Annotated in this window: 16 protein-coding genes; 5 read left to right on the forward strand and 11 right to left on the reverse strand. The window is 60.5% G+C overall.

All coding sequences use genetic code 11. The annotated features are described in order from the left end of the window. Positions 1 to 33: 33 nt before the first annotated feature. Genes CSE6_RS05640 through CSE6_RS05650 form a run of 3 tightly spaced genes read right to left on the reverse strand, consistent with a single transcriptional unit; the run spans position 34 to position 5,604 of the window. The gene (locus CSE6_RS05640; RefSeq protein WP_041744392.1) at positions 34 to 1,329 is read right to left on the reverse strand and encodes a TolC family protein; all 1,296 of its coding nucleotides are present in this window, start codon (positions 1,327 to 1,329) and stop codon (positions 34 to 36) included. Beyond that, positions 1,307 to 4,420 carry an efflux RND transporter permease subunit gene (locus tag CSE6_RS05645; protein WP_012836546.1) on the reverse strand — a complete coding sequence of 1,038 codons (3,114 nt, stop codon included), beginning with the start codon at positions 4,418 to 4,420 and terminating at the stop codon, positions 1,307 to 1,309. Before CSE6_RS05645 ends, CSE6_RS05640 begins: the two co-directional genes overlap by 23 nt. A 20-nt stretch (positions 4,421 to 4,440) precedes the next feature. Further along, positions 4,441 to 5,604, reverse strand: a complete 1,164-nt coding sequence (locus CSE6_RS05650; RefSeq protein WP_034347924.1) for an efflux RND transporter periplasmic adaptor subunit — start codon at positions 5,602 to 5,604, stop codon at positions 4,441 to 4,443. 1,015 nt (positions 5,605 to 6,619) lie between these two features. Here CSE6_RS05650 and dinG point away from each other — a divergent pair. Continuing rightward, on the forward strand, positions 6,620 to 8,791 hold the full coding sequence (gene dinG, locus CSE6_RS05655; protein WP_072248247.1) for an ATP-dependent DNA helicase DinG: 2,172 nt from the start codon (positions 6,620 to 6,622) through the stop codon (positions 8,789 to 8,791). Between the two features lie 1,467 nt (positions 8,792 to 10,258). Here the strand turns inward: dinG and CSE6_RS05660 are convergent. Together CSE6_RS05660 and CSE6_RS05665 are read right to left on the reverse strand one after the other, a co-directional pair. Beyond that, complete coding sequence (locus CSE6_RS05660; protein ID WP_034351557.1) at positions 10,259 to 10,822, reverse strand: acyloxyacyl hydrolase; 564 nt, start codon at positions 10,820 to 10,822, stop codon at positions 10,259 to 10,261. Positions 10,823 to 11,039: 217 nt separating this feature from the next. After that, on the reverse strand, positions 11,040 to 11,594 hold the full coding sequence (locus tag CSE6_RS05665) for a Spy/CpxP family protein refolding chaperone (RefSeq protein WP_034351558.1): 555 nt from the start codon (positions 11,592 to 11,594) through the stop codon (positions 11,040 to 11,042). 262 nt (positions 11,595 to 11,856) lie between these two features. Between CSE6_RS05665 and CSE6_RS05670 the strand changes: the two genes are divergently transcribed. Continuing rightward, the gene (locus CSE6_RS05670) at positions 11,857 to 12,894 is read left to right on the forward strand and encodes a recombination-associated protein RdgC (protein WP_059440062.1); all 1,038 of its coding nucleotides are present in this window, start codon (positions 11,857 to 11,859) and stop codon (positions 12,892 to 12,894) included. Between the two features lie 163 nt (positions 12,895 to 13,057). Here CSE6_RS05670 and CSE6_RS05675 read toward each other — a convergent pair whose 3' ends face one another. From CSE6_RS05675 to CSE6_RS05685, 3 genes are all read right to left on the reverse strand, one after another. After that, entirely contained in the window at positions 13,058 to 14,245 is a 1,188-nt protein-coding gene (locus CSE6_RS05675; protein ID WP_003072098.1) for an acetyl-CoA C-acyltransferase family protein, read from the reverse strand. A 179-nt stretch (positions 14,246 to 14,424) separates the two neighbouring features. Continuing rightward, positions 14,425 to 14,931 carry a Cu(I)-responsive transcriptional regulator gene (cueR, locus tag CSE6_RS05680; protein WP_034351148.1) on the reverse strand — a complete coding sequence of 169 codons (507 nt, stop codon included), beginning with the start codon at positions 14,929 to 14,931 and terminating at the stop codon, positions 14,425 to 14,427. A 76-nt stretch (positions 14,932 to 15,007) separates the two neighbouring features. After that, positions 15,008 to 15,202, reverse strand: a complete 195-nt coding sequence (locus CSE6_RS05685; RefSeq protein WP_012836553.1) for a heavy-metal-associated domain-containing protein — start codon at positions 15,200 to 15,202, stop codon at positions 15,008 to 15,010. Between the two features lie 272 nt (positions 15,203 to 15,474). Between CSE6_RS05685 and CSE6_RS05690 the strand changes: the two genes are divergently transcribed. Then, positions 15,475 to 17,163 carry a methyl-accepting chemotaxis protein gene (locus CSE6_RS05690; RefSeq protein WP_034406650.1) on the forward strand — a complete coding sequence of 563 codons (1,689 nt, stop codon included), beginning with the start codon at positions 15,475 to 15,477 and terminating at the stop codon, positions 17,161 to 17,163. A 134-nt stretch (positions 17,164 to 17,297) separates the two neighbouring features. On the opposite strand, the gene CSE6_RS05695 is transcribed toward CSE6_RS05690, so the two are convergent. The 3 genes from CSE6_RS05695 to CSE6_RS05705 form a co-directional block, all read right to left on the reverse strand. Then, positions 17,298 to 18,416: an alkene reductase gene (locus CSE6_RS05695; RefSeq protein WP_059440063.1), complete on the reverse strand. Its 1,119-nt coding sequence runs from the start codon at positions 18,414 to 18,416 to the stop codon at positions 17,298 to 17,300. A 350-nt stretch (positions 18,417 to 18,766) separates the two neighbouring features. Next, positions 18,767 to 19,375 carry a glutathione transferase GstA gene (gene gstA, locus CSE6_RS05700; RefSeq protein WP_003065291.1) on the reverse strand — a complete coding sequence of 203 codons (609 nt, stop codon included), beginning with the start codon at positions 19,373 to 19,375 and terminating at the stop codon, positions 18,767 to 18,769. A 105-nt stretch (positions 19,376 to 19,480) separates the two neighbouring features. Beyond that, entirely contained in the window at positions 19,481 to 20,056 is a 576-nt protein-coding gene (locus CSE6_RS05705) for an NADPH-dependent FMN reductase (RefSeq protein WP_034351157.1), read from the reverse strand. Between the two features lie 255 nt (positions 20,057 to 20,311). Here CSE6_RS05705 and mnmG point away from each other — a divergent pair, with 255 nt between their 5' ends. Together mnmG and rsmG are read left to right on the forward strand one after the other, a co-directional pair. Continuing rightward, positions 20,312 to 22,276 (forward strand): tRNA uridine-5-carboxymethylaminomethyl(34) synthesis enzyme MnmG, encoded by a 1,965-nt coding sequence (gene mnmG / locus CSE6_RS05710; RefSeq protein WP_034351159.1) that lies wholly within the window; start codon positions 20,312 to 20,314, stop codon positions 22,274 to 22,276. After that, positions 22,273 to 22,935, forward strand: a complete 663-nt coding sequence (gene rsmG, locus CSE6_RS05715) for a 16S rRNA (guanine(527)-N(7))-methyltransferase RsmG (RefSeq protein WP_059440064.1) — start codon at positions 22,273 to 22,275, stop codon at positions 22,933 to 22,935. The genes mnmG and rsmG overlap by 4 nt, the downstream gene beginning before the upstream one ends. Positions 22,936 to 22,940 lie beyond the last annotated feature (5 nt).

Consider the following 22,940-nt stretch of genomic DNA (forward strand, 5'->3'; position numbering starts at 1 on the left):
GTACAGGGGTTTGTGCCATCTCCCTCGCCTCGCTCAAGGCTGCACCTGTGGCAGATCGCCGCTGGCCAGACGCACTTCCCACTCCGCATCCAGCATGTCCTTGACCAGCTCCAGATGCTCCAGCCTGTGCTCGGTGATCGAGCCCAGCGCATCGATCAGCTCCAGGATCGTTCCCTTGCCCAGCTTGTAGGCGTCTTGTGCCATCTGGTGCAGCGGCGCAATCTGCGCCAGCCCTTCCTTCTCGTAGTCGCGCACGGCCGTTCGGCGCAGCGACAGTTGCTGCAGGGCGCGCTGCAGCTCGGACTGGGCGGCAAGCACAGCCGCATCGCGGCGCAGCTCGGCCTGATCGGCCTCGACCTTGGCGCGCTCGATAGGGCCTTGACGGCGGTCGAACAGCGGGATCTCCACGCTCACGCCCACCTGGTTGAAACTGCCATCGACGCTGTTGCGGATGCGGGCCAGACCAAAGGATGGCGTGGGCAATGCTTCACGCTGCTCCAGCTTGATTTTCTGGCGCGACCTGTCGAGCTCGGCCTGCGCGGCACGCAGACTCGGCAACTGGGTCTGCGCCTGGTTCCACAGCTGCTCGTAGCTGGCTGCCTTGCGAATGTCAGTAGCCTGCAGGCTGCCTTCCACACGCACCTGCCATTGCGGCAAGGCCGCAATGCTGGCCACGCGTGATGCAGCATCCCGCAAGGCGGCCTGGGCCTTGCTGACCTGCATGCTCATCTGGGCCTGTTGCAGGTTAAGGCGCGCGCCGTCATAGCGGCTGCGCGTGCCTGCTTCGATCTGGCCCTTGACGATGTTGCCGGCCTTCTCCAGCTCATCACGGGCAGCCAACCACACCTGATAGCGCTGCTGGGCCACCAGCAGCTCATTGAAGGCATGGGCTGCATCGCTCATGGTGACGGCGACTGCGACATCGGCATTCGCCGCGGCGGCCTTCTCGCCCAGCCTGGCGTTCTCGATGCGCATGCCGCGCTGGCCGAAGATGGGGATGGCCTGCTCCACACCCCATTCCTTTTCTCCGCGCTTGCTGGAGTAGTGCATGGCGGGATTGGGTATGGTGGCAGCCGTTTTGCTGTCTGCCTTTGCCAGATCCAGCTGCATGCGATCTGCCGCCAGATTGGGTTGGTTCTGCACGACGATGCGCAGATATTCCTGCAGGGTCACAGGCTGTGCAGGGGCCGCCAGACGGCCCGCTGCAGCATTGCTCTGTGCGGCTGCATCCATAGCCTCGGCAGCATGGCCTGTGCCGCTGAAAGCGCCGCAGCACAGTGCTGCGGCCATGGCCAGAGAGTGCCACTTATTCATCTTGAGCGCTTTCATCACGTTCTTCCTGCGTCAACATGTTCTTGGGGCCCAGCAAGGCATACAGCACGGGCAGCAGCACCAGCGCCACCAGTGGCAGCACCACCATGCCGCCAACGATGACCGAGGCAAAGGGGCGCTGGGTTTCGCTACCCACGCCGGTAGACAGAGCCATGGGCAGCAGGCCCAGCAGCGCCAGTAGTGCCACCAGAATGATGGAGCGCATGCGCTCGGCTGCACCTTCGATCAGCGCCTGCATCAGGGGCATGCCCTGGCGGCGCAAATCCTCGACCGCAGAGACCACCAGCAAGCCCGCCAGAGCCACCTGACCCAGCAAGGCGATAAAGCCGATGGCCGCGCTGATGGACAGTTCGATGTGTGCCAGATGCAAGGCTGCGATGCCACCCACCATGGCAAACGGCGCGCACAGCAGGATGATGCCGGCGCTGCGGGCCTGGCCCAGAGCGCCGAACAGCAGGGCATAGACGATGACCAGAGACAGCGGCACCACCACCTTCAGGCGTGCAGCCGCACGCTGCTGGTTCTCCCACTCGCCGCCCCAGACGGCCTGGTAGCCTTCGGGCAGCTTCACGTTCTGCTTGAAGGTGGCCAGCGTGTCCTTCACTACCGAGCCGATATCGCGGCCTTCCACGTTGAACTTGAGCGCCATGTAGCGCGCATTGCCTTCGCGGAAGATGGAGGAGTTGCCGATCTTCATGCTGACCGTACCTACCGATCCCAGGGGGACCGAACCACCATCGGGCAGCGGTATGGCGATGTTGCGAATGCGCTCCTCGTCCATGCGGTCCACGTAGGGCAGACGCACGCGCACCGGCACGGGGAATTCACCCTCCCACAAAGTGGTGGCCACATTGCCTGCCAGGGCCACTTCCAGCGTCTTTTGCGCGTCTTCCATGGCAATGCCCTGGCGCGCCAGCGCCTGGCGATCGAACTGCACATGCACCTGCGGTGCCGGAGCATCGCGATACAGATCCAGGTCAACCACTCCGTCGATGCCTTTCACCAGCGACTTGGTCTGCTGAAGAATGCCGCGCAGGGTGGGAATATCGGGGCCGAACAGCTTGAGTACCACCTGGCCGCGCGCCCCCGATGTGGACTCTTCCACGCTGTCGCGAATGGGCTGCGCAAAGTTGAAGGCCACGCCGGGAATTTCACCCAGCGTCGCACGCATTTCCTCGATCAGCGCGGGCTTGGTCAAGCCCTTGCGCCAGTCACCATGAGGCTTGAGGCGGACCAGCACCTTGGCCAGATTGAGCGTCTCGTTGTCGGTTCCCGATTCGGGGCGTCCCTGCTCCGTGGTGACGGTGATCACCTCGGGGAAGACCTTGAGACGCAGACGCACATCGCGCAGCACTTCCTGGCCTTTTTCCAGCGAGATGGAGGCAGGCATCTGCACCAGCACATAGGCATCGCCCTCATCGAGCTCGGGCAGGAACTCGGTGCCCAGCCATTTGGCTGAAACCCCGGCCACCACCAGCACGCTCACAAACACGGCAATCACGGCCGTGCGGCGCTTGGCTGCGCCCAGCACCTTGGCGATCCAGTGCTGGTAGCCATGATGCGCGCGGTCGAAGATCTTGGGCTCTTCCACCATCACATGCTTGGGCTTGAGCATCAGGGCGCACAGCGCAGGCACCAGCCCCATGGCAAACACCAGCGCGCCCAGCAGGGCAAAGCTGTAGGTCATGGCCAGCGGGCGGAAGATGCGGCCTTCGATGCTCTGCAGCGAGAACACGGGAATCAGCGCCGCAATCACGATGGCCATGGCGAACAGCGTGGGCTTGGCCACGGCAACGGCTGAATCCACAATGATGTGGCGCATGTCGTTCGCCGTCTGCGGCTTTCGCTGGCGTGCATTGCGGATGATGTTCTCGGCCAGCACCACGGCACCGTCCACCATGATGCCGAAGTCGATGGCTCCCATGGAGATCAGATTGGCGGGCATGCCCAGCCAGTGCAGGCCGATGAAGGCCACCAACAGCGACAGCGGAATCACGGTGGCCACGATCAGCGAGCCACGCAGGCTGCGCAGGAACAGCCACAGCACGGCCACGATCAGCGTGGCCCCGAACAGCAGGTTGTGCTGCACGGTCTTGAGCGTATGGCCCACCAGATCGGAGCGGTCATAGTTGGTGACCATGTGCATGCCTTCAGGCAGGCCGCCACTGTTGAGCTCATCGACCTTGGCATGAATGTCATCGAGCACGATGGAAGGGTTGGCGCCGCGCTTGAGCAGCACAATGCCCTGCACCACATCGTTCTGGTCGTCCATGCCCACCGAGCCCTGACGCGGCGTATGCGACTGCGCGACACGCGCCACGTCACCGATGGTCACGGGAGCCTTGCCACGCATGGCAACGACCACATCCTGAATCTCCTGCGGATTGCGCAACAGGCCGATACCGCGAATGATGAAGGACTGTTCGCCGCGGCGCATCAGACCACCGCCGACGTTGCGGTTGGACTTGGACAGTGCATCGCTCACATCGTCCAGCGACAGGCCCAGGCTGTATAGCTTCTCGGGGTCCACTTCAACGTGGAATTCCTTGACGAAGCCGCCAATGCTCACCACGTCGGCCACGCCCTGCACCTGCTTGAGCACGCGCACCACATGCCATTCCTGCTCGGTGCGCAGCTGCGCCAGAGTGTGCCTGTCGCTTTGCAGGCGATAGTAGAAAATCTTGCCCAGCGGCGTGTAGTCAGGCGCCATTTCAGGCGTCACGCCGTTGGGCAGATCTGCCTGCGGCAGACGCTGCGAAACCTCGGCGCGCGCGGTGAAACTTTTCGCGTCGTCGTTGAAGACCAGGTTGATCATGGAGAGGCCGAAATAGCTCTCCGAGCGCAGCGATATCAGACCCGGCGTGCCGTTGAGCTCACGCTCCAGCGGCTGGGTGATCTGGCGCTCCACTTCTTCAGGAGCCAGCCCCGGTGCCTGGGTGATCACGCCGACCTGCACATTGGTCACGTCAGGATAGGCTTCGATGGCCGTCTGCAGATAGGCGTAGACGCCATAGATGGCAATCGCCAGCGTGGCGCACAGCGCCAGCAGCCGGCGATGGACGACAAATGCAATAAATGAACGCAGCATGGTTCAGACTCCTGCCGGGACTACAGCAGCTGACTGGCCGCGCCGTCGAGCAGCAGGCCACCACGCACCACGATCTTCTCACCGACCTTGAGGCCGCTGATCACCGGCACCATGCCGCGCGATGGACGCCCCAGCGTCACCACGCGTGCCTCGAACTGGTTGTTCTCATGCTGCACATAGACCACGCTGCGGCTCTCATCCTTGATGAGCACGGCAGTGACGGGAATCAGCATCTCCTGCAGATTCGACAACTGCACGCCCACCTTGGCCTGCATGCCGGGACGCAGCACCGGGTTCTGTTCGCTCAGCTCCACCACCACGGCAGCGCGGCGCGACTCCTTGTCCAGCGTAGCCCCCAGATGACGGACCGTGCCCTTGATCGGCTTGGGCAGCTGCGGTACCTCGACCTGCACGGAACTGCCCAGACGAATGCCGGGCAGATCGGACTCGAATACCTCTGCGACCACATTCATGGCCTGGGGATCGCCAATCATGAACAGCGCCGCTCCCGGCTCGGCAGCAGTACCCACCACAGCCTTGCGCTCGGCCACGATGCCGGCACGCGGTGCGCGCAGCTCGATCCGATCGCCGCCACCGGAGCCCAGCAGCGCTGCCGTGCCCTGTGCACGACCAAGCTCCTGCGAGGTTTCACGCAGCTTGGCCTGCGCGGCACGCAGATCGACCTCCACGCCCACGCCCTTGTCCACCATGGTCTGCTGGCGCTGGGCTTCCACCACAGCCACGTCGTGTGCGGTCTTGGCCGCAGCCACGTCATAGCGGGTGCGCAGTGCATCGGGGCTGACCAGCGTCGCCAGCAAATCACCGGCCTTGACCATATCGCCCACATGCGCATTGACAGCCACGACACGCGCCGATAACGGCACTGCAACCGAAGCCACACGATCCTCGACAAACGCCACGTGCGCAGGAGCCCAGGCCATCTGCACCCCTTGCGGATCGGCCACGGGCGCGATCTCCAGCATCTTCACGGATTCCGGCTTGACCTGAATAAAGCCTTTGGGCAGCTGCGCAACCGGTTTCTTCGCTTCCTCGGTGGCCTTGGAGGCATCACAGCCACCCAACAGACCCGCCACGGCAATGGCCGCAGCCACCACCGGCAGTCTTGCCCATGTCCAGTTTGGTAAATGTGCCGCTCCCGGCAGTCCCACAAGGCTTTTGTTCATCGTTCACCCTCTTCCATGACTGGCAAGTGACGAGCTGGTCCGCAGCTTCACTTGCAGTGATGCCACCATGCTAGGAACAGCCCCCAGCTGCGTGGATGACACACGCATTACGGTTTGGTAAGACCGGACACAGGTACAAGCACGACCAGAGAGCAGCCGGGCCAGGGTTGAACAGGGAAATCAGCCTGCAGACTCGACGAATTGCCCGTTTTTCAGGCAATTCATTGACAGCATCTGTCAATTGCTCAAAAAACAGGCATTTTTCATGTATTTTTTCATACATGAGTATTAAAAGTAGCCAAAAATCGTGACCAAAGCCAAGGCCACGCCTGATCTCTGAATTCCTCAGAAAACACGATCAATCCATTGATAAGCAATGTATATCTACTATCAAAAGTAGAGCTTTGAAGTTATCCACGCAGTGGATAGATTGCGCCCCTCCCTCCTCCGCATCCCGGATTTCAACAGAAATGACCGCTCTGGCATACAAACCAGCGGCATGACCGTCATCAGTGGAAAATTCAGAGCCTGCATGCCTTCATGAGCAGATCCATCGAACCTGTGGATAAACTGAGAACTCCATACCCTGCAAGAGCGATACAAGCCATGGATAAACTTACTCACAGCGCTTGAAAACTATGCAGATCCCGAAAAATCTCAGCTGTATCGAAATCTAGAAAAAGCTTTTTATTCATAAAAATTTAACAACCATATCCACAGACATGAATACATGGTTGTCTCCAGGATATGTACAGGCCAATTCTCGGATCTCTCTGTGGATAAGTTTCTTGGTAACTACCATGGACGGAATCCACAACTACAATGAACAAGTCACATACAAGTGGTGGAAAAGTTTCATTGAAACCGCCCACTGGATACAAGCGCAGAACATACAAACTCCCCTGTTTTGTATGCCGTATCACATAAGAAATTCAATCTTATTTGATACATATCTCTGTACGAATACTTATAAAACGCCAAAGCACAGCGTCTTTGCGTCTCAAAAAACGCTGAAATGCATGAAAAAAAGTGGGCTGAAGAGGCCCTGAATTCCTTTGATGCCGTGGTCGGGGCCATGCCGGGGTTTCGCAGTCGTGATGGACAGCGAAAAATGGCAGCCCAGATCGCGCAAACGCTGAGCCAGGCCCAGCTCGGAAAAGTCGATGAAGGCGAACCGGAACCGCGTCGTGCCATCGCTGTCGTGCAAGCCGGAACCGGGGTCGGAAAATCGCTGGCCTACAGCATTCCGGCCATTCGCATGGCGCTGTCACGCGGCACGCGCGTGCTGATCTCCACAGCCACGGTGGCGCTGCAGGAACAGCTGGTGAACAAGGATTTGCCGGCCCTGGCGCAAAAGCTGGACCAGCCATTCAAATTCGCACTGGCCAAGGGGCGTGGCCGCTTTGTCTGCAAACTCAAGCTGGAACGTCTGGCGAGCACGGGGGAAGCACAGGACGAGATGGACGATCTGTTTGGCGATGAGCAGGGCCAGACCAAGTTCAGCCGTCCTCAGCATGAACTGCAGGCCCGCATGCAGTTCTACAAATCCATGGCCGATGCGCTGGCCACGGAGGCCTGGAACGGCGACCGCGATTCGCTGGAGACCCCGCCTGAGGCCGAGGCCTGGAGCCCCGTGGCAGCCGAGTCCTCTTCATGCACCGGAAAGCACTGCCCGGCCTTCGGCAACTGCGTCTATTACGAACGCCGCAAAGACCTGGTGGCGGCGCAAGTCATTGTCGCCAATCATGATTTGCTGCTTTCCTCGCTGGGCTCCAAACTGCTGCCCGAGCTGGACAATTGCCTGTTGGTGCTCGATGAGGCCCACCACCTGCCCTCTACGGCTCTGGACCAGTTTGCCGGCGAGATGGATCTGAGCCGCCTGGGCTGGATCGACAAGCTGGCCAGCCGTGCGCTGCGCGTGAACCAGGTCGCCGAAGTCGAGGAACTGGCCGACGTGCCCAAGCATGCGGGTCAGCTGCGCCAGCAGATGCAGGAGCTGGCGCGACTGGTCATGGAGCACTACGGAGAGACTCTCAAATCGCAGAAAGACAGCTATGGGCCAGCAAGGGTACGGGCACCCCGCGGAATGCTGCCAGAGGCCCTTCTGGAGCCTCTGGGACAGATTGCGCACCATGCCGACGGCTTTCTGGATGCGCTGCGTGCCGTCTCCAAGGCCCTGCGTGCCGAAATCAAGGAACAACCCGAGGAAGCACAGCGCCTGTCCACCGTCTATGCGCAGGTAGGCGCCCTGGCGCCCAGGCTGGAAGCCATTTTCAACACCACGCAATTGCTGCTGCAGAACAACGAGAGCGATGGCGACGGCAAGATGGTGCCCCATGCCAAGTGGTTCACGCTGGAGATGGACGGCGAGTTCATCGTGGTCAAGGCCCATGCCAGCCCCATACAGCCCGGCTCCACCCTGCGCCAGCACCTGTGGTCGCAGGTACGCGGTGCGGTGCTGACATCCGCCACGCTGACCAGTTGCGGCCACTTCGACTTCTTTCTGCGCGAAGCGGGGCTGGCCAATGACGATTCCGTCACCACGCTGGAAGTGCCCAGCCCATTCGACTATGCGCGCCAGGGCACGCTGGTGGCCCGTGAAACGGCCTCAGACCCGCGCGAAGCCGCCCGCTTTACCGAGGAGATGGTCGAGGCCCTGCTGAACGATCTGAGCCGCATAGAGGCCGGCGCACTGGTCCTGTTCACATCCCGCGAGCAGATGCGCCAGGCCGTGGATGCGCTTTCCACCAGCATGCGCAATCAGGTGCTGGTGCAGACCGCCCTGCCCCGCCAGACTCTGCTGGCACGCCATCGTGAGGCCGTGGCGATGGGCGAGCCCTCCATCATCTTCGGCATGCAGTCCTTTGGCGAAGGACTGGACCTGCCCGGAGCGCTCTGCGAGTCCCTGTTCATCACCAAGCTGCCTTTTGCTCCGCCCGATGACCCTGTTGGCGAGGCAAGAGCCGAATGGCTGCGCAGCAGCGGCCGCAACCCCTTCAACGAGCTGGTGGTGCCGGCCACGGCCATTCGTCTGGCCCAGTGGGTAGGCCGTGCCATCCGGACCGAGGAAGACCAGGCCCATGTGTACTGCTATGACCGCCGCCTGACGGGCACCAGCTACGGCCAATTGCTCATCAAGGGCCTGCCGCCCTTCACGCTGCAACGGCGCCCTGTTTCAATGCCTTGAAGTCCTGAGCGAAGCGCGCCTTTCACACTGCTGATCCAAGGCCGTTTCGCTGCTCTTTTGCGCCATTCCTGAGGCAGGTTTTCAGCGCTCCAGGCCTTTGCAGCATGGCTCTTTTCTGCACTGCTGCAGCGCCCTTCCTGCGCACGTTCACTCAGTCCCGGCGCACTCCGCGCAGTTGTAATTTTTCTAACAGTTGCCGGGCAATGCGAGACGGCATCCGTCTTGCAGGACTGGCAACCCGCAAGGTCTTGCCCGAAGCGGCGCAGCCGGGCAGGTGCGCTGCAGACCCCATGGTTGTTGAGCAACTCCGGATTTCAGACCTGTCGGTGTTGGCGGGTGCCGCACTTTCCCAGTGCTTGCCATATCTGGTCCGGGTCTTGCTCCACCGACAAGCGAAAAGTTCTTTTAAAACAACGATCTATAGATCATTGAATTTTTTTGAATGAGTAGGGCGCAATCATGGCTGATATCGATTGCACGCACTTCTGGCCAGTTTCCCCCAGCTGTTCATAACATTCTGTGGATAACAGTCGCTTCAAAGACTCTTCAATGGGAATTTATCCCCACCTCCTGTCATTGAGGAGGCGCATCTTACGCCAATTTTTCGAGATCTGGCGCGTCAATTTTCCCAAAGCCCTTTTTTTCTGAACTTCCCTCTGAATCAAAGGGATTGAAGCGCCTGATCAGCTGCAGTTTTGCATGACCCGGGCTCTTGCCTGCGACTTTGCCTTCAGTTGTTCTTTAGAAGTTTTATAAAAATATAGTCGTAGTAGTAAGACTTGGCATCTGCTGTTGATAACTTTAAAAACTCAAGGTAAATCAAGCATCTTGCGTAATGACAAACATGGAGACAAATGACGGTTGCTGCTGTCCTCGATCCATGAACAACTTGGCCTTCTTCCATATTTTTGTGGAAAACATGAAAGTTGATATCTGCTTATCCACAGAAATCCATTTTTCTGTTGATTGGCAATAAATGCTATTTATCCTTTGATATATATACGCTGTTAGCTATTATTTTTATAGTGAACAACTGATGAAGACATGCTTGAGCACATCGGATTTCAAGGGTGTGATGTAGCAAGAACTTCTTGAAGCCGATCTGATCAGCCTCTTTTTTTATTCAGACCATCTCCGATTGCTGTGTACACTTCGGCCAAAGTTGTTATTTCTAGTCTTATCTTTTTACTTAGTAGTAATAGTAAGTAGTCCACTTAATTGTTGATAAGTAATTAAGTTCATTTAAAATCAATAACTTAGACTTTTCCAAAGTCTGTGCCCTTACATGGGCTGCCGATGTCATTGATTTGGGAACAACTTTCCAGAAGACAGATGGGCTGTGGAAAACAGAGAATTTCTCTGACTTTTATCACCATGTTTATTCACAGGTCGTGCTGCTGTTGCAAAGCATGAAAAAAGCCGCCCGTTGGGTGGCCTGGTCGACCCGGATAGCGCTGGCCCGGGAATTCAGAAGTGGCGTGCGTATCGCAGCTGAAGAAAGTTCTCTCCCGGATTGGGGCGCTTGATGCCTGCATTGGACTGGTGCTCGAAGCGCAGACTGATCTCGTTTTTCAGTTGCTCGCCAAACAGGTAGCCGATGCCTATATGGCTGGCAAAGTTGTAGCGGGTCGAAAATTCCTTGTGATCGGTGATGAAGCGGTGGTTGATGGCATAGCTCACGCCCAGGCCGGCTTGCAGGAACCAGGGAGACTGGCCTTGAGAGGGACGCCAGCGCAATGTGGGTTGTGCTCCCAGAACCCAGGTTGAACGATTGCCGCCCTGATAGTCGGCCGACCAGCGGCTGACAGAGAGATCCCAGTAACCCGTCATCCGACCCGAGCCAAGGGCGTAGCTCCAGTTCCAGGGGAGGATGACGCCGCCTGTCCAGCTGTCGGTGCTGTGCTCCGCCGAGCCGTATTGCAGATAGAGGCCGGTCGTCGATGCTTGAACAGGCTGTGCATGAAGCATGGGGCTGCCCAGGCTGATCAGCATCGGGATTACGAGATTCGTTGCCAATTGCAGTTTTTTCATGTCAATTGCCATCTAAATGTTTTGAATCTGGTCGCGACATCAATGCTTGGGTCATGCCTGGATTTCGCTCCCTCTGTGGATATGAATTTAGAAGCTTGTGAATAAATGTTCTGTCGGCAAGCGCTTGCGTTGGTAGTCAGCCAATTGACATCGAAATGAAAAAAGCCCCCGGTCATGACGACCGAGGGCTTTTATGGAGAAGGCGATTGAACTCGGCTTACTTTGCCGCAGGGGCTGGAGCTGCGGGACGTTCCTGGCCGGGTTTGCCGCCATGATGGCCGTGATGGTGCTCACCGCGCTGGTGATGCATGTGCAGGGTGGCCGCATCGAAGGTCTTTTTCTGCTCGGCATTGAGCTGGGCGTAGAAGGCCTTGGTGGCTTCGGCACGGCGGTCCATTTCGGCCATGCGCTTGCCGCGCATTTCACGCATCTTGTCGATGCGCTCGGGCGTGGTCAGCTTGGCAAAGGCTTCGCGGTCGCCGGGGGCTGGGCGTTCACCGGGCTTCATGGCCTGGGTGTAGGTGGTCCAGGCAGTTTGCTGCGCAGGCGTCAGCTTCAGATCGGCCTTGAGTTTTTCCATGCGCTGCTTCATATGCTCCATGCGGTCGCCGCGCTTGTCACCACGCTGGTGCTTGTGCGGCTCTGGCGCTTTCTGGGCTGCGGCAGGTTGCTCGGCGGCAGCGGTAGTCTGGGCAAAGCTGGGCAGGCTCAGCGAGGCGAGCAGGGCGGTTGCCACAGCGGCGCTGGTCAATGTCTGGCGAAAGCGGGTCATGTCTGTTTCCTTTTCGGTTGAAGTGGAAGAAGTGGCCGCCTGGTCTTGCTCCTGAATGGGCATTCGGTAGCGGATGACTGAAGTGTGGACCCCCCATGTTTCTGAGACGTGAGGTTTTGCAGCCGCTCTGTAAAGATTTGATAAGTTTGAGTGGCTGCGACTGCGCAACAATGCATGCATGGGCTGCATTGGCGGCCGATTTTTTTCCGCGAGATCCAGCTGCAGGAGCTGGCGACGATTGAAGATTTAGCAAAGGTTTTTGATGTTCAAGAACATGATTGTTTATCGCATTGCCGAGAGCTGGCAGGGCGATCTGCAGCAGCTCGAAGATGCGCTGCAAAAGACGGTGTTTGAGGAGTGCGGCGCGACCCAGGAGCGTTCCGTGGGCTGGGTGCCGCCGCGCGGCGAGGCCCATGGCCCGCTGGCGGAAAGCGTGGCCGGCCAGTGGGTGATGCGCTTCATGAGCGAGTCCAAGATGCTGCCGGCCAGCGTGCTCAACCGCAAGGTCAACGAGAAGGCCGAGCACATCGAAAAGACCGAGGGCCGCAAGCCCGGCAAGAAGGAGAAGAAGGAGCTCAAGGACGAGGCCAAGCTGGACCTGCTGCCCATGGCCTTCACCAAGCAGGGAGCCATGTGGGTCTGGATCGATGCGCAGGCGCGCACGCTGGTGCTCGATACCAGTGCACAAGGCCGTGCCGACGAGATCGTGACGCTGCTGGTCGAAGGCCTGCCGGGCTTTGCGGTGGCGCTGCTGGATACGCAGACCAGTCCGCAGGCCGCCATGGCGCACTGGCTGATGACGCAGGAGCCGCCCGCAGGTTTTTCCATAGACCGCGAGTGCGAGCTCAAGGCCGCCGATGAGTCCAAGGCCGTGGTGCGCTATGCGCGCCACCCGCTCGATATCGACGAGGTGCGCCAGCACATCGAGCATGGCAAGCTGCCGACCAAGCTGGCCATGACCTGGGACGACCGCGTGAGCTTTGTGCTCAGCGAAGGTCTGCAGATCAAGAAGATCGCGTTGCTCGACGCAGTGATGGACGGCAACAGCCAGGACGATGGCGGTTTCGATACCGATGTGGCGATTGCCACGGGCGAGCTCTCGCGCCTGATTCCCGATCTGATCGAGGCGCTGGGCGGGGAAGGGCGCACGGGCCTGGGCGACGGCCTGCCTGCATCGCTGTCGTCGGCTCCTGCCGCAGAAACTCTGCCCGTGCGTCTGGCACAGGGGCGGAGTCAGGGGACGGTCACCGGGCCGGCCACGGCGCCCGCCGATACGGCCCCGGAAGAGGCGCCGTTCTGATGCTATGGATGATGTAGCTGCTTGCGCTTTTCAAGCATTGATTTCAGTATTCATAGATGCTGAAATCAATAGCTAGCAAGCGCAAGAAGCTATCAAAAAAGGCCTGCCAGATCTCTCCGGCAGGCCTTTTTCATGGGCATATTAGACGCCTGGAATATGTGCTTCAGACGCGCTCGAAAATCGCGGCAATACCCTGGCCGCCGCCGATGCACATGGTCACCAGCGCATAGCGGCCGCCGGTGCGCTGCAGCTCGTAGAGCGCCTTGGTGGTGATGATGGCGCCGGTGGCACCCACGGGGTGACCCAGGGAGATGCCGGAGCCGTTGGGGTTGACCTTGGCAGGGTCCAGAGCGAGCTCCTGAATCACGGCGCAGGCCTGGGCGGCGAAGGCTTCGTTGGCTTCGATCACGTCCATCTGTTCGATCTTCAGACCGGTGCGTGCCAGCACCTTCTGCGTGGCGGGGACCGGGCCGATGCCCATGTATGCGGGCTCGACGCCGGCGTGGGCGTAGCCGACCAAGCGGGCAATGGGCTTGGCACCGGAAGACTTCAGTGCCTGCTCGCTCATCATCAGCACGGCAGCCGCGCCATCGTTGATGCCGGAGGCGTTACCGGCGGTGACCGTGCCGCCTTCTTTCTTGAACGCGGGCTTCATGCCGGCCAGGGTGTCCAGCGTGGTGGCGGCGCGCACATGTTCGTCGGTGTCGAACAGCACCACGCCCTTGCGGCTGGCAATTTCCACGGGAACGATCTGCTCCTTGAAGCGGCCGGCCTCGATGGCGGCAGCGGCGCGCTGCTGGCTGATGACGGCCAGCTCGTCCTGCATCACGCGGCTGATCTTGTAGCGCTCGGCCACGTTTTCAGCAGTGATGCCCATATGCATTTTTTGCCAGGGGTCGTGCAGGATGCCCAGCATGTAGTCGATGCTCTTGGCATCGCCCATGCGTGCGCCCCAGCGCGCGGACATGTCGAAGTAGGGGCCGCGGCTCATGGATTCGGAGCCGGCGCCAATGGCCACTTCGCAGTCGCCCAGCGCAATCGATTGAGCTGCCGAGACGATGGCCTGCAGGCCAGAGCCGCACAGGCGGTTGACGTTGAAGGCAGGGGTTTCGATGGGGCAGCCGGCGTCCACCGCCGCCACGCGGGACAGGTAGGCGTCGCGCGTGTCGGTGGGGATGACGTTGCCCATCACCACATGACCCACGGTGTCGGCAGCGATGCCGGCACGCGCAATGGCGGCCTTGACCACGGTGGTGGCCAGCTGGGCGTTGGGAACGTCCTTGAGGCTGCCGCCAAAAGTGCCGATGGCCGTGCGCGCGGCGCTGACAACGAAGATGTCTCTGGTGCTCATGGTTTGTCTCCTGCATCGCGTCGGCAATGCTTGTGCTTGAGTGATTTGAAAAGATGAATGAGAGCAACCGCATTCATCGCACAGAGTATTCTGCAGTATTTGCTGCAGTGCAACATGTCTCATTGTTGACGCGGCCCTGCGTGGGCGGCGATGGTTTCACGTGAAACCCATGAGCAGCCTCAGGCCGCAGCCCTGCGCCGGCTTCTCGGGGTGGGAGCCCTGGGTTCGTGATGGGCCGGCGTCAGGTCGGTGTCCGCGCTGGCCAGGTCGTCGAGGATGGGGCAGTCCGGCCTGTCATCGCCATGGCAGCAATGCACCAGAGTCTGCAGCGTGCGCTGCATGGACTGCATGGCGGCGATGCGCTCGGTCAGCGTGGCGATGTGCTTTTGCGCGATGGCCTTGACCTGGCTGCTGGCGCGGCCCTGGTCCTGCCACAGGCCGAGCAGGGTGGCGATCTCGTCCATGGAAAAACCGAGATCGCGCCCGCGGCGGATGAAGCGCAGCGCATGCACATCGGCTTCGGTGTACTGGCGATAGCCGCTGTCGGTACGGTGCACGGGTGGCAGCAGGCCCAGTGATTCGTAGTGACGCACCATGCGCGCAGAAACCCCGGCGCGGCGTGCGGCCTCGCCGATGACGACAGGCCAGTTCTGAGCGATTTTTTGTGTCGATGGGTGGTTGGGCATGGACGATCCTGAAAAAACGCGCCAGCGGCCTTCTGATGGCTCGCGTGAGGTGCTGGCGCGGTAGGGGAGGCTGCGCTCAGGCTACCTTGTAGCCCTCTTCGGCAATGGCGGCTGCCACGGCCTCGCGGCTGGCGCCGGTTTCGACTTCCACTCGATTGGCGGCGCGGTCGATCTTGATCTGCGCCTGGGCATCGACGCCCTGGATGGCATTGGTGACGGCGCGTTCGCAGTGGCCGCAGGTCATGCCTTGAACTTCAAAAACTTGTTGCATGGATGGCTCCTTCAGAAAGTGAGTCGACCGGACTGGCGGACTCCATGTCTTGAATGGTCAACCCTAACATCATGGCAAGGTCAAGCCTTTGACAAGACATGAAGCCGGCAGGGTTGATAAGCCGCAAAGACTGCCGATAAGAACTTGTCATATTGCTGATCGCCATGGCTTGGGCATCGCAGTCACGGGTTTTTCTTGGTGTCGGTGACAATCTGAAACAATTTGCAAGTTCTGGCCCGACAATGCCAGTCGTTCAAAGTGGAGAGGGATTCATGAGTCTGTTGGAAATGATGCGGGGCTTCACCATCCGCACGCGCATGCTGGGCGCCATTGGTGTGGTGATGGTGTTGCTGAGTCTGCTGGGGGGCGCCGGGATGTTGGGCATGTTCCGCATCCAGGACATGAGCCAGGAGTTTCTGAGCAACGCCTTTGTCAAATCGGGCCATATGGCGCAGTTGCGCACCGAGCTGGGTGGCATCCGTTCCAGCGAGAAGGACATGGTCATCCAGTATGAAAAGCCCGAAGAGGTGCGCAAGGCCTATCAGCAATGGGTCATGTTCATCGACAAATCCAAGGTGACATTGGGCAAGTTTGTGACCGACCAGAACGCGCAGGACGCACAGCTGACCAAGAGCATCATTGGGCACATCGACGCTTATCGAAAGCTCTTCGAACCTGTTGCGCGCCAGCTGGAAGCCGGTGGCTATGACTCGGCCACCACGGCCAACCGCATGAGCGGCAAGGCTCTGGCCGAAGTCATGGAGGCCGACAAGCTGCTGGCGCAGCTGGACAACTTGCTGCGTGAGCAGGCCAATGCACTGGCCGCAGCCGAGCGCGACGTGGCCGACCAGACACGCTGGATGTTTGTGGCGGCCGTGATCCTGGCGCTGGTGGTGGTGATTCCGCTGACTTTGCTGAACATGCTGTCCATCTGCCGTCCGCTTGAAGTGGCCCGCCAGATGGCACTGACGATTGCCGGCGGCGATCTGTCGCACAGGGCCGAGGTCAGCGGCAAGGATGAGCTGACGGATCTGCAGCGTGCGCTGGACCAGATGCAGCAATCGCTGAGCACCACGGTGGCCCAGGTGCGCGATGCCAGCGGCAATATCGCCACGGCCAGCCAGGAAATTGCCACGGGCAATCAGGATCTGTCGGCGCGCACCGAACAGACTGCCAGCAATCTGCAGGAAACCGTCGCGTCGCTGGCTCAGCTGACGGCCACGGTGCAGCAGACCGCATCGTCTTCGCAGCTGGCCAACCAGCTGGCAGCCTCGGCCTCTTCGACGGCCGTGCAGGGCGGCGAGATCGTCGGCCAGGCCGTCAACAGCATGCAGGAGATTTCGGCCTCCAGCCGCAAGATCGGCGACATCATCGGCCTGATTGATTCCATTGCTTTCCAGACCAATATCCTGGCGCTGAATGCCGCTGTGGAAGCGGCCCGTGCCGGCGAGCAGGGCCGTGGTTTTGCCGTGGTGGCGGCCGAGGTGCGCAGCCTTGCCCAGCGCTCGGCCCAGGCCGCCAACGAGATCAAGTCCTTGATCAACACCAGCGTGCAGACCGTGGATGTGGGCGCGCGCCAGGTGGAGAGCGCAGGCAAGGCCATGCAGGAGACCGTGGACAGCGCACAGCGTGTGGGCGACATCATCGGCGAGATTACGGCGGCGTCCAGCGAGCAGTCGCTGGGCATCGGCCAGGTCAATCAGGCCGTGGGTGATATCGACCGCATGACCCAGCAGAATGCGGCCCTGGTGGAAGAGTCTGCCGCCGCCGCAGAATCGCTGCGCGAGCAGGCGGCGCGACTGGCACAGCTGGTCAGCCAGTTCAAGCTGGCGGGCGGCGCGATGCATGCAGTCATGCGCAGCCCCAGAGGCGCAGCCCATCCCGGCATGGCACCGGCGGTGCCTGCATCCGCGCAGACTGCTTTGCCTGGTCAGAAGGCGCAATTGCTGGAACATGCCTGAGCCCCGAGCGGCTCATTCCTGAGCGGCTCGTTCCATGAAAAAAGCCCGGTTGCAGTGATGCACCGGGCTTTCGCTTTTTATTCGACAGGCTCCAGCCAAATCAGAGAAAGGGCTGGAGGCTTGATGGATTGAAGTTACTGGCAGGCAACCGAGGGGTAGTCGGTATAACCATCGGCACCGCCCCCGTAGAAACGTTCGCTGTTCCAGGCATTGAGCGGCAGATCGTCGCGCAGACGATGCACCAGATCGGGGTTGGAGATATAGGCCTTGCCGAAGGCCACGACATCGGCATAGCCGCTTTCCACAGCGCGCGTGGCCAACTGGCGGTCATAGCCGTTGTTGACCATCCAGGCTCCCTTGCCGCCTGCAGAGCGATAGGCCTGCTTGAGCGCCTGGTAGTCGAAGGGGCGATCTGCCAGCTCGCGCGGACCGCCTGTTGCGCCTTCGATCACATGGATATAGGACAGGCCCAGCGGGGCGAGCTGGCGCACCAGATATTCGAACAGCACCTGCGGGTTTTCGTCCACGATGTCATTGGCTGGCGTGACCGGAGAGATGCGGATGCCGACCTTTCCGGCACCGATGGCATCGGCCACGGAGCGCACGCATTCCAGCACCAGACGGGCGCGGTTCTCGATGCTGCCGCCGTAGTCGTCGCTGCGCTGGTTGGTGCCGGTCTTGAGGAATTGATCGAGCAGATAGCCGTTGGCTGCATGCAGCTCCACGCCATCGAAGCCCGCCGACTGTACGGCTTCGCGCGCGGCGGTGGCGAAACTGTGAACAATGCCCGGCAGCTCCTGCTGCCGGAGTGCGCGCGGTGCGGAGGTGGCGACAAACTGGCCTTGCCCCGTCTGCTTGTCGATCACATAGGTCTTGGAGCGGGCCGTCAGCGCGGAGGGCGCGACCGGGGACTGGCTGTCTGGCTGCAGCACGTTGTGGGAGATGCGACCCACATGCCAGAGCTGGGTGACGATGCGGCCACCCTTGGCATGCACGGCATCGGTGACTTTTTTCCAGGCCCGCAGTTGCTCTTCGTCATAAAGACCGGGCACATCGGCATAGCCTTGTCCCTGGTGGCTGATGGCCGTGCCTTCGCTGATCAGCAGACCGGCGGAGGCGCGCTGGACGTAGTAGGTCTGCATCAGCGGCGTGGGTATCGCGTCGGGGGCGCGGTTGCGCGTCAGCGGTGCCATGGCAATGCGGTTGGGCAGACGCAGGCTGCCTGCTTCAATCGGTTCGAACAATGAGGTCATGCAGAACTCCAGATGAAAAAAGCTCGGTGGGTACCGAGCTCTGAGAACGTATTTACGATCTCTACGCAGCCGCGTTGGAGCGCAACCGGGATGAATTCGAAGCGATGGCTCGCCGCTAGCACCGGGGTGCAAGCAAGAGTCAGCGCGCAGAAATCGCCCGATTTCGCTCCAACCCTCCGGGACAGTGTCTTTGCGGGTGCTCTGCGGCGTTGCGAATCCTCGCAATAGCACGGCTATTGCTGCGGTATCGCGCGCGGGGGGCCGCCCCCTAGCACCCCATCCCGCAAAGCCTCTGTCGCGGCGCGAGGAGATCGTAAACACGTTCTCAGTTTGCATGGATGTCGAAAAACTTACTTGAGCAAGCCCTCTGCCTTCATGGCAGCCTGCACTGCGGGGCGCGCCAGAATGCGCTCGCGATAAGCCTGAAGGTGCTGGAGTTCAGAGATGTCCAGGCCCACAAATTGGGCCCAGCCTGTGACCGTGAAAAAGTAGGCATCGGCCACGGTGAACTGATCGCCCATCAGATAGGACTTGTTGGCGAGCTGCTCGTTGACCCAGCTCAGGCGCTTGAACAGATTGCCGAGCAGCACAGGCTTGAAGTCTTCGGGCGTTGCGGGGCTGAACAAGGGGCTGAAGCCCTTGTGCACCTCGGTACTGATGAAGTTCAGCCATTCCTGAAGGTGGTAGCGGGCCACGGTGCCGTTGGCCGGCGCCAGGTTCTTTTCGGGGGCCAGGTCGGCGAGGTACTGAACAATGGCCGGACCTTCGTGCAAGGTGTCGCCGTTGTCCAGCACCAGAAAGGGCACATAACCCAGCGGATTGATGCCGTAGTAATCCGTTCCGTCCTGGAGCTTGTGGCTCTTGGTGCTGACCATCACGGTTTCATGCGGCAGGCCTGCTTCATGCAGCACGATGTGCGGAGACATGGAGCAAGCGCCGGGGCTGTAGTAAAGCTTCATGGTGAGTGGCTCTCTATGCAATGAAAAGACAAGCGCCCATGCTAAACCGGTTGCACTTCATATGCATGCGCAGCCGGCAGAAGTCCGGATCGGAGAGGAGATTGCTCAGCCCAGGCGCCCTGCAGCCCACAGCACCTGCTGCACAAGAGCCTCCATGCCTTGCTGGTTCTGTGTACGCAGCAGATGACCCTGGGCATCGAAAGCCTCTGCAGCATGGCTCACGGCATGGCTGCGCGGTGCTACCCAGCATTCCAGATTCAATAGCAGCGCTGCGAGGTGAGACTGGGCTCTCAGGCCACCTAGACCTCCAGGCGAGGCACTGGCCATGCCGACGACCTTGTTGCGAAAGGGCAGGACGCCATCAGACCACTGTGCATCGCCCTTGACCGGGCTGGAGGCCCAGTCAATCGCGTTCTTGAGCAGGGCAGGGTAGCTGCCGTTGTACTCGGGGCTGCAGACAATCCAGGCTGCATGGCTGTGCATGGCCTGCTTGAGGCGAATGACATCGGCTGGAGTGCCCTGCGCTTCGAGGTCGGCGTTGTAGAGCGGAATGTCGTAGTCCGACAATTCCAGCAGGCTGGGTTGTGCGCCCTGTTGTTCCGCGATGGAGGCTGCCACCTTGGCCAGCTTGCGGTTGTATGAGTCCTGGCGGGTACTGCCCGCAAAAATGAGAATTTGCATGCAGTGATTGCAGCACAGAGCGATTGCATTTTTCATGCATAGACGGGACTATCAGGGCAAACATCTAGGCTGGGCTTCAGGTCGCCATGTTTCACGTGAAACCCCCCTGGCAAGGCATTGTTGCGCCAATGGTGGGAAAATTGCAGGTTCCCCGCAGGGCTGGACATGGCGCGAGAACATGTCCGCCTGCCGTGAGAGCCGAGGCATGGTTGCTTCGTGCAGGGGCAAGGGCCGGGCTTGGCCCGGAGCAGGAATATGTTGTACCCACAGGAATTTGATGTGATCGTGGTCGGTGGCGGCCACGCCGGCACCGAGGCTGCGTTGGCCGCTGCGCGCATGGGCAGCAAGACATTGCTGCTGACCCACAATATCGAAACCCTGGGGCAGATGAGCTGCAACCCCAGCATCGGCGGTATCGGCAAGGGCCATCTGGTCAAGGAGGTCGATGCCCTGGGCGGCGCCATGGCCCTGGCGACAGACAAGGGCGGCATCCAGTTCCGCATCCTGAACAGCTCCAAGGGCCCGGCCGTACGCGCCACGCGCGCCCAGGCCGACCGCATTCTGTACAAGGCCGCGATTCGCGAGATGCTGGAAAACCAGCCCAATCTCTGGCTCTTTCAGCAGGCCGTGGATGACCTGATGGTGGAGGGCGACCGCGTGGTAGGTGCCGTCACCCAGGTGGGTCTCAAGTTCCGCAGCCGCACCGTGGTGCTGACGGCGGGCACCTTCCTCGATGGCAAGATTCACGTGGGCCTGAACAACTATGCAGCAGGCCGTGCCGGCGATCCTCCGGCCGTGAGCCTGTCGGCACGCCTGAAGGAACTCAAGCTGCCACAGGGGCGCCTGAAGACCGGCACGCCGCCGCGCATCGACGGCCGCAGCATCGATTTCAGCCAGTGCGAGGAACAGCCCGGCGACGGCATGCCTGGCGGCGTGAACGAGGGTGAAGTGCCTGTATTCAGTTTCATGGGCAACCGTGCCATGCATCCCCGGCAGATGCCTTGCTGGATCACGCACACCAATGCGCGCACGCACGAGATCATCCGCAGCGGCTTTGACCGCAGTCCCATGTTCACCGGCAAGATCGAGGGTGTGGGTCCGCGTTACTGTCCCAGCGTGGAAGACAAGATTAACCGTTTTGCGGACAAGGAAAGCCATCAGATCTTTCTGGAGCCCGAAGGCCTGACCACGCACGAGTTCTACCCCAACGGGATCTCCACCAGCCTGCCGTTCGACATCCAGTACGAACTGGTGCGAAGCATGAAGGGTCTGGAGAACGCTCATATCCTGCGTCCCGGCTATGCCATCGAGTACGACTATTTCGATCCCCGCTCGCTCAAGAGCAGTTTCGAGACCAAGCAAATTCAAGGGCTGTTCTTTGCGGGTCAGATCAATGGCACGACCGGCTATGAAGAGGCGGCCGCCCAGGGCCTGTTCGCCGGCTTGAACGCAGCGCTGCAGTGCCGTGGCGAAGGCCCCTGGATGCCGCGTCGTGACGAAGCCTATCTGGGCGTGCTGGTCGACGATCTGATCACCAAGGGCGTGACCGAGCCCTATCGCATGTTCACCAGCCGCGCCGAGTTCCGCCTGCAACTGCGTGAAGACAATGCCGATATGCGCCTGACCGAAGCGGGCCGCCAGATGGGGCTGGTCGACGATGCGCGCTGGGATTCCTTCAGCCGCAAGCGCGATGCTGTTTCACGTGAAACAGAGCGCCTCAAGTCCACCTGGGTGAACCCGCGTGTCGTGGCAGCGGAAGAGTCAGAGCGCGTGCTGGGCAAGGCCATGGAGCGCGAATACAACCTGTTCGATCTGCTGCGTCGCCCCGGTGTGGACTACGACAAGCTCATGGGCATGAACCAGGGCCGGTATGCATCTGCCGATGTGCAGCCCGAGGCTCTGGGCGAGCTCAGCGCTCCAGTGATCGAGCAGGTGGAGATTGCCGCCAAGTACTCTGGCTATATCGACCGCCAGAAGGATGAAGTCGAACGCGCTGCACATTTCGAGCGCCTGCGTCTGCCGCTGGACTTCGACTACATGCAGGTGGCGGCGCTGTCCTTCGAGGTGCGCCAGAAGCTGCAAAAGCACAGGCCCGAAACCCTGGGTCAGGCCTCGCGTATTTCGGGAGTGACGCCTGCCGCCATCTCGCTGCTCATGGTGCATCTGAAAAAAGGCGGCTTCAAGGGCTTTGCCAATCAGAACGAAGAGGCTTCCGCATGAGTCAGGTTTTGCGTACCCAACTGGAGCAGGGCGTTCAGGCACTGAAGCTGGAACTGGCTCCGGCGCAGATCGATCTGCTGATGTCCTTCATGGATCTGCTGCAGAAATGGAACAAGGTCTACAACCTGACGTCGGTGCGTGATCCCCAGGAGATGCTGACGCATCACCTGCTCGACAGCCTGGCCGCCGTGCCCGCCTTGCTGCGGCATGTGAACCGCCTGCCGCTGGAAGAAGGCAAGCGCCTGCCTCTGCTGGACGTGGGCTCAGGCGGTGGTCTGCCCGGTGTGGTGTTTGCCATCTGCTGCCCGCAGATCGATGTGAACTGTGTGGATACCGTGGGCAAGAAGGCCGCTTTCATCCAGCAGGTGGCTGCATCCTTGCGCCTGCCCAATCTGCGCGGCATTCATGACCGGGTGGAAAACCTCAAGACCCGGTATCCGGTCATCAGCTGCCGCGCTTTTGCGTCCTTGGTGGACTTCACTACCTGGTCGCGCAAGGCTCTGGCCGAGGACGGCATCTGGTTTGCCATGAAGGGCAAGCACCCTGATGAGGAAATTGCTGCGCTGCCTGCCGATGTGAAGGTGTTTCACGTGGAACCTTTGGCCGTTCCCGGCCTGGACGCCGAGCGCTGCGTGATCTGGTTGAAACTGGCTTCTTGAGCGGT

Origin of the sequence: Comamonas sp. E6, assembly GCF_001010305.1 — a bacterium.
Classification (GTDB): domain Bacteria; phylum Pseudomonadota; class Gammaproteobacteria; order Burkholderiales; family Burkholderiaceae_C; genus Comamonas; species Comamonas thiooxydans.

Coding starts and splice junctions, on each gene's coding strand:
- CSE6_RS05640 (WP_041744392.1), bottom strand. CDS start 1,329: ATGAAAGCGCTCAAGATGAATAAGTGGCACTCTCTGGCCATGGCCGCA.
- CSE6_RS05645 (WP_012836546.1), bottom strand. CDS start 4,420: ATGCTGCGTTCATTTATTGCATTTGTCGTCCATCGCCGGCTGCTGGCG.
- CSE6_RS05650 (WP_034347924.1), bottom strand. CDS start 5,604: ATGAACAAAAGCCTTGTGGGACTGCCGGGAGCGGCACATTTACCAAAC.
- dinG (WP_072248247.1), top strand. CDS start 6,620: ATGCATGAAAAAAAGTGGGCTGAAGAGGCCCTGAATTCCTTTGATGCC.
- CSE6_RS05660 (WP_034351557.1), bottom strand. CDS start 10,822: ATGAAAAAACTGCAATTGGCAACGAATCTCGTAATCCCGATGCTGATC.
- CSE6_RS05665 (WP_034351558.1), bottom strand. CDS start 11,594: ATGACCCGCTTTCGCCAGACATTGACCAGCGCCGCTGTGGCAACCGCC.
- CSE6_RS05670 (WP_059440062.1), top strand. CDS start 11,857: ATGTTCAAGAACATGATTGTTTATCGCATTGCCGAGAGCTGGCAGGGC.
- CSE6_RS05675 (WP_003072098.1), bottom strand. CDS start 14,245: ATGAGCACCAGAGACATCTTCGTTGTCAGCGCCGCGCGCACGGCCATC.
- cueR (WP_034351148.1), bottom strand. CDS start 14,931: ATGCCCAACCACCCATCGACACAAAAAATCGCTCAGAACTGGCCTGTC.
- CSE6_RS05685 (WP_012836553.1), bottom strand. CDS start 15,202: ATGCAACAAGTTTTTGAAGTTCAAGGCATGACCTGCGGCCACTGCGAA.
- CSE6_RS05690 (WP_034406650.1), top strand. CDS start 15,475: ATGAGTCTGTTGGAAATGATGCGGGGCTTCACCATCCGCACGCGCATG.
- CSE6_RS05695 (WP_059440063.1), bottom strand. CDS start 18,416: ATGACCTCATTGTTCGAACCGATTGAAGCAGGCAGCCTGCGTCTGCCC.
- gstA (WP_003065291.1), bottom strand. CDS start 19,375: ATGAAGCTTTACTACAGCCCCGGCGCTTGCTCCATGTCTCCGCACATC.
- CSE6_RS05705 (WP_034351157.1), bottom strand. CDS start 20,056: ATGCAAATTCTCATTTTTGCGGGCAGTACCCGCCAGGACTCATACAAC.
- mnmG (WP_034351159.1), top strand. CDS start 20,312: ATGTTGTACCCACAGGAATTTGATGTGATCGTGGTCGGTGGCGGCCAC.
- rsmG (WP_059440064.1), top strand. CDS start 22,273: ATGAGTCAGGTTTTGCGTACCCAACTGGAGCAGGGCGTTCAGGCACTG.